Annotated in this window: 11 protein-coding genes; 8 read left to right on the forward strand and 3 right to left on the reverse strand. The window is 71.2% G+C overall.

Annotated elements, in window-relative coordinates:
• Positions 1-14: 14 nt before the first annotated feature.
• The 6 genes from rsmI (at position 15) to CP984_RS24215 (ending at position 6129) form a co-directional block, all read left to right on the forward strand.
• Positions 15-884 carry a 16S rRNA (cytidine(1402)-2'-O)-methyltransferase gene (gene rsmI / locus CP984_RS24190; RefSeq protein WP_003979660.1) on the forward strand — a complete coding sequence of 290 codons (870 nt, stop codon included), beginning with the start codon at positions 15-17 and terminating at the stop codon, positions 882-884.
• 170 nt (positions 885-1054) lie between these two features.
• A complete protein-coding gene (locus CP984_RS24195) occupies positions 1055-1534 on the forward strand; it encodes a hypothetical protein (protein WP_003979661.1) in 480 nt (159 codons plus the stop codon).
• Positions 1535-1590: 56 nt separating this feature from the next.
• The gene (locus CP984_RS24200) at positions 1591-2466 is read left to right on the forward strand and encodes a TatD family hydrolase (protein ID WP_003979662.1); all 876 of its coding nucleotides are present in this window, start codon (positions 1591-1593) and stop codon (positions 2464-2466) included.
• 126 nt (positions 2467-2592) lie between these two features.
• Positions 2593-4257: a resuscitation-promoting factor gene (locus CP984_RS24205; protein ID WP_003979663.1), complete on the forward strand. Its 1665-nt coding sequence runs from the start codon at positions 2593-2595 to the stop codon at positions 4255-4257.
• Between the two features lie 79 nt (positions 4258-4336).
• Positions 4337-5227, forward strand: coding sequence for a 16S rRNA (adenine(1518)-N(6)/adenine(1519)-N(6))-dimethyltransferase RsmA (gene rsmA / locus CP984_RS24210; protein WP_003979664.1), 891 nt, complete (start codon positions 4337-4339; stop codon positions 5225-5227).
• Positions 5224-6129, forward strand: a complete 906-nt coding sequence (locus CP984_RS24215; protein WP_003979665.1) for a 4-(cytidine 5'-diphospho)-2-C-methyl-D-erythritol kinase — start codon at positions 5224-5226, stop codon at positions 6127-6129. Before rsmA ends, CP984_RS24215 begins: the two co-directional genes overlap by 4 nt.
• Positions 6130-6311: 182 nt before the next feature.
• On the opposite strand, the gene CP984_RS24220 is transcribed toward CP984_RS24215, so the two are convergent.
• Positions 6312-7016, reverse strand: a complete 705-nt coding sequence (locus tag CP984_RS24220; RefSeq protein ID WP_003979666.1) for an alpha/beta hydrolase — start codon at positions 7014-7016, stop codon at positions 6312-6314.
• Between the two features lie 80 nt (positions 7017-7096).
• On the opposite strand from CP984_RS24220, the gene CP984_RS24225 reads away from it, so the two are divergent.
• Together CP984_RS24225 and CP984_RS24230 are read left to right on the forward strand one after the other, a co-directional pair.
• Positions 7097-8896: an ABC-F family ATP-binding cassette domain-containing protein gene (locus CP984_RS24225; protein WP_003979667.1), complete on the forward strand. Its 1800-nt coding sequence runs from the start codon at positions 7097-7099 to the stop codon at positions 8894-8896.
• 229 nt (positions 8897-9125) lie between these two features.
• Positions 9126-9842, forward strand: a complete 717-nt coding sequence (locus tag CP984_RS24230; RefSeq protein WP_030181294.1) for a helix-turn-helix transcriptional regulator — start codon at positions 9126-9128, stop codon at positions 9840-9842.
• 10 nt (positions 9843-9852) lie between these two features.
• Here CP984_RS24230 and CP984_RS24235 read toward each other — a convergent pair whose 3' ends face one another.
• Both CP984_RS24235 and CP984_RS24240 read right to left on the reverse strand, forming a co-directional pair.
• Complete coding sequence (locus CP984_RS24235) at positions 9853-10149, reverse strand: hypothetical protein (RefSeq protein WP_030181291.1); 297 nt, start codon at positions 10147-10149, stop codon at positions 9853-9855.
• A 28-nt stretch (positions 10150-10177) separates the two neighbouring features.
• Complete coding sequence (locus CP984_RS24240) at positions 10178-11848, reverse strand: sodium:solute symporter family protein (protein ID WP_003984371.1); 1671 nt, start codon at positions 11846-11848, stop codon at positions 10178-10180.
• Between the last annotated feature and the right edge of the window lie 165 nt (positions 11849-12013).

The raw sequence follows: 12013 nt of genomic DNA on the forward strand, positions 1-12013 counted from the left end.
GGGAGGATGGGGGCGTGACTGGAACGCTGGTACTTGCAGGGACGCCCATCGGCGACGTCGCGGACGCGCCGCCGCGGCTCGCCGCCGAACTGGCCGCGGCCGAGGTGATCGCCGCCGAGGACACCCGGCGGCTGCGCCGCCTGACCCAGGCCCTCGGCGTGCACACGACCGGCCGGATCGTGTCGTACTTCGAGGGCAACGAGGCCGCCCGCACCCCGGAGCTGGCCGACGCCCTCGAAGCCGGTGCCCGCGTCCTGCTCGTCACCGACGCCGGCATGCCCTCCGTCTCCGACCCCGGCTACCGGCTGGTCGCCGCCGCCGTCGAGCGCGGCGTCAAGGTCACCGCGGTGCCGGGACCCAGCGCCGTGCTCACCGCGCTCGCCGTCTCCGGGCTGCCCGTGGACCGGTTCTGCTTCGAGGGCTTCCTGCCGCGCAAGGGCGGCGAGCGCCGCTCCCGGCTGCGCGAGGTCGCCGACGAGCGCCGCACCCTCGTCTACTTCGAGGCCCCGCACCGCCTCGACGACACCCTCGCCGCGATGACCGAGGTCTTCGGCGCCGACCGCCGCGCCGCGGTCTGCCGCGAGCTGACCAAGACGTACGAGGAGGTGCGCCGCGGCCCGCTCGAGGAGCTGGCCGCGTGGGCGGCGGACGGCGTACGCGGCGAGATCACCATCGTCGTGGAGGGCGCCCCCGAGACCGGCCCGCAGGACCTCGGACCCGAAGAACTCGTACGTCGCGTACACGTCAGGGAAGAGGCCGGAGAGCGCCGCAAGGAAGCCATCGCGGCCGTCGCCGCCGAGACCGGCCTGCCCAAACGCGAGGTGTTCGATGCCGTCGTGGCGGCAAAGAATGCGGCGCGAACGGGACCAGCGGGAGGTAAATGACTAGCCTTGAAAGTAAAACGTGGGCCGCGCAGCCGGGCGCATTCTCTACACCCCGCCAAATCTGTGCCAACAGGTCGGAGGCCCTGCTGCGCCACCGCCGGGAAAGGCGTTCCCTGGGAGGTGGGACGTTCGTCCCCGGAGACCTTGTCCAGCGGGCAAGAGGAGCGGCTATGAGTGACATCGCGCGTACGCCGGGTACCACCACCGGCGCCCACCCCACCCCCCAGACGGACCCCCCGGCACACGAGGCATACGCCTTCGCGTGCATGAGCTGCGGCCACGGCTGGGAGCAGTCGTACGAGATAACGCACCACGTCGACGCGGACGGGCGCGCGCACTGTGTGTACTACGCGGACGGCGAGCGCGTACCGTCGCCGCTGACCCGGCCCACCTGCCTGAACTGCGGCGGCCACGTCGTGCGCATCATGCGGGCCGGACAGGTCTCGATGGTCTCCAAGGTGATGGCCGGCCTGCACAGCCAGCCGTCGGCGGGCGCCGCCGAAGGCCAGGCGGGGGCGGGCGCGGGATCCGTACCCCAGCAGGGCGAGCACACCGACGACGCCGACCCGGCCGCGGAGGACGGACACCGCGAGCGCCACCACTGGCACCTCTCCGACCTGCTGCACCCCTTCCAGCACCACCGCAGGTGAGCCGGGGCCGCGGTCCGGGCCGGTGGGTGTCACCGGGCCCTCGTAGGATCGCGGCCATGAGCAGTACGACCAAGGACACGCCGCCGCCACTGCCCGAACCGCTTCGGGTGGCGGTGGCGGACTCGCACACGCACCTCGACATGCAGGACGGGACGGTCGAGGACGCCCTCGCCAAGGCCGCCTCCGTCGGTGTGACCACCGTCGTGCAGGTGGGCTGTGACGTGAACGGCTCGCGCTGGGCCGCGGAGACCGCCGCCGCGTACGAAGCGGTGCATGCGACGGTCGCGCTGCACCCCAATGAGGCCCCGCGGATTGTCCTCGGGGACCCGGACGGCTGGTCGCGGCAAGGTGCCCGCGAGCCCGGCGGGGATGCCGCCCTCGACGCGGCGCTCGCCGAGATCGACGCCCTCGCGGCGCTGCCGCACGTCCGCGGCGTCGGCGAGACCGGTCTCGACCACTTCCGTACCGGCCCTGACGGCATGGCCGCACAGCAGCGCTCCTTCCGCGCCCACATCGAGATCGCCAAGCGGCACGGCAAGGCCCTGGTCATCCACGACCGTGAGGCCCACGACGACGTGCTGCGCATCCTGCGCGAAGAGGGCGCCCCGGAGCGCGTGGTCTTCCACTGCTACTCCGGCGACGCCGAGATGGCCAAGATCTGCGCCGAGGCCGGCTACTACATGTCCTTCGCGGGCAACGTCACCTTCAAGAACGCCCAGCCGCTGCGCGACGCGCTGGCCGTCGCCCCGCCCGAGCTGGTGCTGGTCGAGACCGACGCCCCCTTCCTGACGCCCGCGCCGTACCGCGGACGGCCTAACGCGCCGTATCTCATTCCGGTCACGCTGCGGGCCATGGCCGAAGTCAAGGGGATGACGGAGGAAGCGCTGGCCACCGCCGTGGCCGCGAATACGGCGCGCGCCTTCGGTTACTGAGCGGTGCCACGCGGTCGGCGCGGCAGGATAGCGCGGCGACACTGCGTAGCGGGTCCGCTTTGTTGAGTCACCGGTGCTCCGCTACATTCCGGCCCGACAACCCCGACTCGTGGCATGTGGAGCGCCGTGACTCATTCGCAGGGCAGTCGAAGCCACCGCGCCGCGCACGCCGGACGCGGACCGGGCGCCGAGCCGCGGACCGGAGCGGTCGAGGCACCCGATCCGTACGGGAGGTACGCGCCGTACGGGGAGTACGGGGAGTACGGGGAGTACGAGGCGTACGGCGCCTACGGTTCGTACGGGACGTACGCGGCGTACGGGCAGAACGGGCCGTACGACGTGTACGAGACCTACGGTGCGGGGACGTACGACCGCTATGAGCACGGCGACCCCGTACCGGCCCTCGACCCGGCGCCGCGCTACGAAGCGCAGCTCCAGGAAGCGCCGGGTGGGCCCGCGGAACCTGGCGGGGGCGCGGGTGCCCCGGAGGCCGGGGCTTCCGAGATGCCCGCGGTGCCGCCGGGGCGGGTGCCGCACCAGGGACCGCTCGTTCCGCTGCGCGACGACCTCGCCGGGGTGTCCACCCCCGGCCTGCCGCCGCACCAGGGCCGGGCCGCCGCCCGCCGGGCCGCCCGCGGCACCGCCCACCGCCGCGGCATGACCGGCCTCGGCACCGTGGACCGCCGCAGCACCGACAGCACCGAAACCCGCCGCCGGCTGCTCCCGCAGGCCCTGGTCGTGGCCTTCCTCGCCGGCGGCACCTCCGCGTTCATCGCCCACGACAAGGCCGTCCGCATCGACGTGGACGGCGAACCGCGCACCCTGCACACCTTCGCCTCCGACGTCGGCGACCTGCTCGCCGACGAGGACGTGCGGGTCGGCGAACACGACTCCGTCCAGCCCGCCGCCGACGCCGAGCTGACCAGCGGCGACGAGGTCGTCATCCGCTACGGGCGGCCGGTCCGGCTCACCCTGGACGGCCAGCGCCGCGACGTCTGGACGACCGCCGAGACCGTCGGCGGCGCGCTGCGCCAGTTCGGCGTCCGGGCCGAAGGCGCCCACCTGTCCGCCGACCCCGCCCGGCGCATCGGCCGCAACGGCCTCGACCTGGACGTCCGCACCGAGCGCAGCGTCACCTTCGTCGCCGACGGCCGCGAGCACACCGTGCGCACCAACGCCGCCACCGTCCGAGAAGCCCTCGACCAGGCGGGCATCGCGCTGCGCGGCGAGGACACCACCTCCGTCGCGCCCGACTCCTTCCCGCGCGACGGGCAGACCGTCTCCGTCCTGCGCATCACCGGGGCCGAGAAGGTCCGCGAGGAGACCATCGCGTTCGAGACGGTCAAGAAGGCCGACCCGACGCTCTTCAAGGGCACCGAGACGGTGGTACGGCAGGGCCGGCCCGGTGTGCGGCGCCTGACGTACGAGGTGCGCACGGTCAACGGCGTCCAGCAGAAGCCCAAGAAGGTCGGCTCCGAGGTCGTCCGCGAGCCGCGCGACCGCATCGTGCACGTCGGCACCAAGCCGGTGCCGGAGCGGGTGGCCGGCGCCGACCATCTGAACTGGGACGCGCTCGCCGAGTGCGAGGCGGGCGGACGGCCGGACGCGGTCGACTCGTCCGGTACGTACGGCGGGCTCTACCAGTTCGACACCGGCACCTGGCAGGGGCTGGGCGGCAGCGGGCGGCCGCAGGACGCGCCCGCCGGGGAGCAGACCTTCCGGGCGAAGAAGCTCTACATCAGCCGCGGGGCCAGTCCGTGGCCGGTGTGCGGGCGGCGGCTGCACGGGTGAGGGGTGAGCGGGGGGCGGGCGGGAGGGCCCGGCGGGCCGGTGTGGCCGGGCCGGGGGCCGGGCGCCGTAAGCTGCACGGGTGAGCAACAGCACCACCGATGAGCCCGGCCCCCTCCTGGGCGCCGCCGACATCCGCGAACTGGCCGCCGCGCTGGGCGTACGCCCCACCAAGCAGCGCGGCCAGAACTTCGTCATCGACGCCAACACCGTCCGGCGCATCGTGCGCACCGCCGAGGTACGGCCGGACGACGTCGTCGTCGAGGTCGGCCCCGGGCTCGGCTCGCTGACCCTGGCGCTGCTGGAGGCCGCCGACCGGGTCACCGCCGTCGAGATCGACGACGTGCTGGCCGCGGCGCTGCCCTCCACGGTCGAGGCGCGGCTGCCCGGCCGCGCGGACCGCTTCGCGCTCGTGCACAGCGACGCGATGCTCGTACGGGAGCTGCCCGGGCCCGCGCCCACCGCGCTGGTCGCCAACCTGCCCTACAACGTCGCGGTGCCGGTGCTGCTGCACATGCTCGCCACGTTCCCGACCATCGACCGCACCCTGGTCATGGTTCAGTCCGAGGTCGCCGACCGGCTCGCGGCCCGGCCCGGCAACAAGGTCTACGGCGTGCCGTCGGTCAAGGCCAACTGGTACGCCGAGGTGAAGCGGGCCGGGGCGATCGGACGCAACGTGTTCTGGCCCGCGCCCAACGTCGACTCCGGGCTGGTCTCGCTCGTCCGCCGCGAGAAGCCGGTCGCCACCACCGCGAGCCGCGCTGACGTCTTCGCCGTCGTGGACGCGGCGTTCGCGCAGCGCCGCAAGACGCTGCGCGCCGCGTTGGCCGGGTGGGCCGGGTCGGCCGCGGCGGCCGAGGCGGCGCTGGTGGCCGCGGGGGTTTCGCCGCAGGCGCGGGGGGAGGCGCTGACGGTGGAGGAGTTCGCGCGTATCGCCGAGCACAAGCCGGGTCGTGAGGGGGGTGCCGCGTGACCGGTCGGTCCGCCGTTACGGTTCGTGTGCCTGCGAAGGTCAACGTTCAGCTGGCTGTGGGGGGTGCGCGGGCGGATGGGTTCCACGACCTGGCCAATGTGTTCCTGGCCGTGGGGCTGTATGACGAGGTGACGGCGGCGCCTGCCGAGTCGCTCCGCGTCACCGCTGCCGGGCCGGATGTCGATCGGATTCCCCTCGACCGTACGAACCTGGCTGCGCGGGCTGCGGAGCTGCTGGCGGCGCGGTACGGTCTCGCGCCTGATGTGCACCTGCATATCGCCAAGGACATTCCTGTCGCGGGGGGCATGGCGGGGGGCAGTGCGGATGCGGCGGGGGCGCTGGTGGCGTGTGATGCGCTGTGGGGCACCGGTGCGTCGCGGGACGAGTTGCTGGCGATCTGTGCCGAGCTGGGTAGTGATGTGCCGTTCTCGCTGGTGGGTGGGGTGGCGCTGGGGCGTGGGCGCGGGGAGCTGCTGACGCCGCTGGAGGTTGGCGGGACGTTTCACTGGGTGTTCGCGGTGGCCGACGGGGGGTTGTCGACGCCGGCTGTGTACCGGGAGTTCGACCGGTTGAACGAGGGCGTGTCCGTTCCGGAGCCCGTGGCGTCGGGGGCGTTGGTGGAGGCGCTTGCGGCGGGGGACGCGGTGGCGTTGGCCGGTGCGGTGTCGAATGATCTTCAGGCTGCTGCGGTGTCGTTGCGGCCGTCGTTGGTCGACACGTTGGAGGCGGGGGGCGGTGCGGGGGCGTTGGCCGCGTTGGTGTCCGGGTCTGGGCCTACGACGGCGTTTCTCGCGAAGGATGCGGATGCGGCTGCGGGGGTGGCTGCGGCGTTGATGGCGTCCGGGACGTGTCGGGTTGCTCGGGTGGCTGCTGGGCCGGTTCCTGGGGCGACTGTCGTCTAGGGTGCGCCTTGGCGCCTTCGGTTCGGTGGGTGGGGGCTCGGGGCCCCGCAGGGGTCTCTCCTCGTTGCCTGGAGCGGCCGAATAGTTTGGACGCAACCGGGGCTTCGGTCGCCTGCGGGGAGACCCCTACGTGTCCCCGAGCCCGCGCCGTGGGCGGCTTTCCCGCCGCCGTGGCTGGGGTCTTACAGACCTGTGGTTGTGGCGCTCTTCGCGAGGATCTGCACCGCCGTTTCCCCGGCCGCTACCGCCGCCTCGTCCTCGGTGGGGCGGCAGCGGTTTGTTGCTGGGTCGTACTCGGTCATGATCGTGCCGGCGTGGTCTGTGGGGCATTCCGTGTACGTGGTGGTGTGGCCGGCCTTGCGTAGTGCCTCGGCCATGGTGCGGGAGTGGGTCGTGGGGATCACCGTGTCGGTTGTGCCGTGCAGGAGGTGGATGGGGGCGGTGGGTGTCATGCCCTTCTCCAGGTCTGTCAGGGGTGGGGTGCCGGTGGTGCGGGCCGGGACGTCGTAGCGGCCGGAGAGGGCCAGTACGGCGGTCGGGGGGTGGCCTGCGGTGAGGTGGGGGTGGAGGGCTGTGCCTACTGCGGCGCCTGCGCCGGCGGACCAGCCTGCCAGGAGGAAGGTGCCGTTTGCTTCGTCCTGGGCGAAGGTGCGGGCGAAGGCCAGGGACTCCAGGAGGTGGGTGCGGCCGTTGTCCGCGGCGTCCGAGCGCCAGTCCGGTACGAGGACGGTCAGGCCGTGGTCCGCGGCCGTACGGGCCAGGGGGCGCAGGACGTCGCGTTCGTCGGGGCCGGTGCCGTGCCAGAGGAGGACGGTGGCGGTGGGCGGCCCGTCGGGGCGGTGGATGTCCAGGGATTTGCCGCTCGGGCCGTAGGTCCGTATGTCCATGGGCGCACGGTATCTGTACGGGGGTGCGGCGGCTTGCCGACTAGGGTGGGGAGTCGACCGAATCGAAGTGCAGGAGCGTTATGGCCGTCAACCTCGTCAATCTGGAAGCCGTGGGCAAGGTGTACGGGACGCGTGCGCTGCTCGACGGTGTCTCCCTGGGTGTCAATGAGGGGGACCGGATCGGCGTCGTGGGGCGTAACGGCGACGGCAAGACCACCTTGATCCGGATTCTCGCCAAGCTGGAGGGGCCCGACGACGGGCGGGTCACCCACAACAGCGGGCTGCGGCTGGGGGTGCTGACCCAGCACGACTCGCTGGATCCGGCCGCGACGGTGCGCCATGAGGTGATCGGTGATCTCGCCGATCATGAGTGGCGGGGCAATGCCAAGATCCGGGATGTGCTGACGGGGCTCTTCGGCGGGCTGGACCTGCCGGGGCTCGGGCAGGGGCTGGACACCGTGATCGGGCCGCTGTCGGGTGGTGAGCGGCGGCGGATCGCGCTGGCGAAGCTGCTGATCGCCGAGCAGGACCTGATCGTGCTGGACGAGCCGACGAACCATCTGGATGTCGAAGGCATTTCGTGGCTCGCGGGGCATTTGCGGGCCCGGCGGTCCGCGCTGGTCTGTGTCACGCACGACCGGTGGTTCCTGGACCAGGTGTGCACGCGTATGTGGGACGTCCAGCGCGGTGATGTCCATGAATACGAGGGTGGATACAGCGATTACGTTTTCGCCCGTGCCGAGCGGGAGCGGATCGCTGCCAGTGAAGAGGCGAAGCGGCAGAATCTGATGCGGAAGGAGCTGGCCTGGCTGCGCCGGGGGGCTCCGGCGCGGACGAGTAAGCCGCGGTTCCGTATTGAAGCCGCCAATGAACTGATCGCCGATGTGCCGCCGCCCCGGGATACCGCCGAGCTGATGAAGTTCGCCAACTCGCGGCTGGGCAAGACGGTTTTCGACCTGGAGGACGTGACCGTACAGGCCGGGCCGAAGATGCTGCTGAAGCATCTGACGTGGCAGCTCGGGCCGGGGGACCGGATCGGGTTGGTGGGGGTGAACGGTGCGGGCAAGACGTCCTTGTTGCGGGCGCTGGCCGATGCCGCGCGTACGGGGGGCGAGGCGCAGCCCGCGGCGGGGCGGATTGTTGTCGGCAAGACCGTGAAGCTCGCTTATCTGTCGCAGGAAGTCGCGGAGCTCGACCCCACCTGGCGGGTGCTGGAGGCCGTGCAGCGGGTGCGGGAGCGGGTGGATCTCGGCAAGGGCCGGGAGATGACCGCGGGGCAGCTGTGCGAGAAGTTCGGGTTCACCAAGGAGAAGCAGTGGACGCCGGTCGGTGATCTGTCGGGTGGTGAGCGGCGGCGGCTGCAGATTCTGCGGCTGCTGATGGACGAGCCGAATGTGCTGTTCCTGGACGAGCCGACGAATGATCTCGACATCGAGACGCTGACGCAGTTGGAGGACCTGCTCGACGGGTGGGCCGGAACGATGGTGGTTATCAGCCACGACCGGTATTTCGTCGAGCGGACCACGGACCGGGTGTTCGCGTTGCTGGGCGATGCGACGCTGCGGATGCTGCCGCGCGGGCTGGACGAGTATCTGGAGCGGCGGCAGAAGGTGATCGAGGCCGCCGCGCCCGCGGCTCCGGCCGAGGCCGCGCCCAAGCAGAAGCCGGCCGCTGTGACGCGTGCCGCGCAGAAGGAGCTGCAGAAGATCGAGCGGCAGCTCGACCGGATCGGCGAGAAGGAGTCGAAGCTGCACGCGCAGATCGCGGAGCACGCCACGGACTTCGAGAAGGTCGCGGGGCTGGACGCGCAGTTGCGGGAGCTGGCGGGGGAGCGGGAGGAACTGGAGATGCGGTGGCTGGAACTGGCCGAGGACGCGTAGCGTACGGCCCGTTCCGCCGGCCCGGTAAGGCCCGCTTCGGTGCTCTTCTTGTCACATACGGACAGGAAGGCGTGGGTAAGTGGGCCTGATTGGCCGGGATTTCAGCGTTGCGGCAGGCTTCTTCCCCTTAGGGGGAGCGCAACGTCGAACAAGCGTGTAGCTTCCGGGGACAAGGGGCCCGGCGAGGGCCGGGGGGCTGGGCTCGCCGGGGAATTGGGGGGTTGCTGCAATGGGCGTGCGGCTGATGGTGGTCGACGATCACCGACTGCTCGCCGAGGCACTCGCCTCGGCCTTGAAACTGCGCGGGCACCGCGTGCTCGCGGCGGCCGCCCCGAGCGCCGGGGCGGCGGATCTGGTGGTGAGCCGCGCGCCCGAAGTGTGCCTGCTGGGCACCGCCACCCCGGCCGAGCCGGGCGCCTTCGACCCGGTCGTACGGATCAAGAAGGAGCGGCCGCAGGTCGCGGTGGTGGTGCTCGGGCCGGTGCCCAATCCGCGCGGTATCGCCGCCGCGTTCGCCGCTGGTGCTTCGGGATACGTACGGCACGACGAGCGGATCGAGGGCGTGGAACGCGCCATGATGAAGGCGCGGGCCGGCGAGGCGGCGATCGCGCCGCAGTTGCTCCAGCAAGCCTTCGAGGAACTGCTGCATCCGGCAGCGCAGCCTGACGACGAGGGTGCCCGGCTGTTGCAGATGCTCACTCCGCGCGAGGTGGAGGTGCTGGTGCGGGTCGCCGAGGGCGAGGACACCCGGCTGATCGCGGCGGGCATGGGCATCGCGCCGAGTACCGCCCGTACGCATGTGCAGCGGGTCCTGATGAAGCTCGGCGTCGGCTCGCGGCTGGAGGCGGCGGCGCTGGCGGCGCGTACGGGGCTGTTGGACCGGGCGGCGACGCGGGGCGCGGACGCGCGCGCGGCGGCGGGGGCCGAGGCCGCTCCGCCGCCGTGACGGGCGCCGCTCAGTCGGTGTCCTCCTGGAGGGCCGCGATCTCCTCGGCGGTCGGCGGGACGACCGGGCGCAGCTTGATCCAGGCCAGGAAGAACAGGCCGAGCAGCAGCATGCCCACGCCCGTCCAGAGGTTGATGTTGATGTCCTGGGCCTTCTTCAGGTCCGCGTCGGAGGCGGTGAACCCGGCGATCATCACGATGACGCCGTAGAGGGTGAACAGACCGCCGATGATGAGCCGGATGTCGAAGAGCCGGGCGGCCGTGGCCGACTTGCGCTCCAGTTCGACCTCGTGCTGGTAGTCACTCATGGTGCTGGTTCCTTCGGCAGGGGTGCGGTCAGAAGGAGTACGGGACGTAGCAGAGCGCGGCCAGGATGATCGCGCCCCAGCCGAGCAGGGCCGGCTTGCGGTACCACGCGTCGTCGCCCTTGGCGGGCGGCTCCTCCAGGCCGGGGGACCGGGTGCCGTAGACCAGGCCGGCCAGTTCCGCCTCCGGCTTGGGCTCGGTGAACAGGGTGACGGCGACCATCACCACGGCGCCGACGACGAAGGCGACGATCGCGGAGACGAAGTTGGCGCCCTGGTCGGTGGGGATGGCGATGATGCCCTGCTTGTAGATCCAGAAGTAGTTGACCATCGCCGCCGTGGTGCCCGCGACCAGGCCCCAGACGCCGGACTTCATGGACGCCCGCTTCCAGAACATGCCGATGATGAACACCACGAACATCGGCACGTTGAAGAACGAGAACAGCGTCTGGAGGTAGCCCATGATGTTGTTGAAGGTGGCGGCCAGGAAGGCCGTGCCGATGCTGCACAGCACCCCGACGGCGGTGACCATACGGCCGAACCGCAGGTAGTAGCGGTCCTCGCGGCCGGGCCTGACGTACTTCGCCCAGATGTCGGAGGTGAAGACCGTGTTGAACGACGAGACGTTGGCCGCCATGCCCGCCATGAAGGCGGCCAGCAGGCCGGTGACCGCGATGCCGAGGACGCCGTTGGGCAGCAGGTCGCGCATCAGCAGCGGAATGGCGTCGTTGTAGGTCAGGCCGGAGCCGTCGTGGCCGATCTGCGGCACGACGACCGCGGCGACCAGGCCGGGGATCATCACCAGGAAGGCGATGAACATCTTCGGGTAGGCGGCGATCAGCGGGGTGCGCTGGGCCGCGGAGAGGTTCTTCGCGGACAGCGCGCGCTGCACCTCGGCGAAGTTGGTGGTCCAGTAGCCGAAGGAGAGCACGAAGCCCAGGCCCAGGATGATCGTCAGCCAGTTGGCGCCGAGCGCGTTGGGCTCACCGATGCCGGTGTTGTCCCACGCGGTCAGGAAGCTGTGCCCGTGGCTCTTCTCCAGCGAAGCGCTCAGCCCGTCCCAGCCGCCGACCCGCTTGAGGCCGATGACGCAGATCGGGATGAGCGCGGCCAGGATCACGAAGAACTGCAGCACCTCGTTGTAGATCGCCGAGGACAGGCCGCCGACGGTGATGTACGCGAGGACGAACAGCCCGGCGACGACGATGGCCACCCACTGCGGCCAGCCCAGCAGCGCCTCGACGACGATCGACAGCGCGTAGAGGTTGACGCCCGCGATCAGGATGGCGGCGAAGGCGAACAGCACCGAGCTGAGCAGGTGCGCCGACTTGTCGAAGCGCTGGAGCAGGAACTCCGGTACGGAGCGCACCCGCGAGCCGTAGTAGAAGGGCATCATCACCAGGCCGAGGAACACCATGGCGGGGATGGCGCCGATCCAGTACCAGTGCACGACGGCGACGCCGTACTGCGCGCCGGTGGCGGCCATGCCGAGGATCTCGGTCGCGCCGAGGTTGGCGGCGACGAAGGCGAGGCCGGTGACCCAGGCGGGCAGCGACCGCCCGGACAGGAAGAAGTCCAGGCTGGTCTTCACGCTGCGCCGGGCGGCGAAGCCGATGCCGAGGACGACGACGAAGTAGATGGCCAGAATCGCGTAATCGAGCCCGTTGGTGGGCAGCCGTAGCCCTGCGGCCAAGGTGATCATGGGGGCACTCACTTCTCTGTGCGTGATGAACGCACAGGAACCTACGCGCGGTCGTTCAGAAACTGAAGACTTTTGTTCGTTCCCGTGGTGGGATCGTGATGGGGGCGCGCGCTTTGTGGCGGAATCTCCGGGTGGAGATCCGGCCGCGGTGCGGCGCTGTCCGGC

This window comes from Streptomyces rimosus, from assembly GCF_008704655.1.
GTDB classification, from domain to species: domain Bacteria; phylum Actinomycetota; class Actinomycetes; order Streptomycetales; family Streptomycetaceae; genus Streptomyces; species Streptomyces rimosus.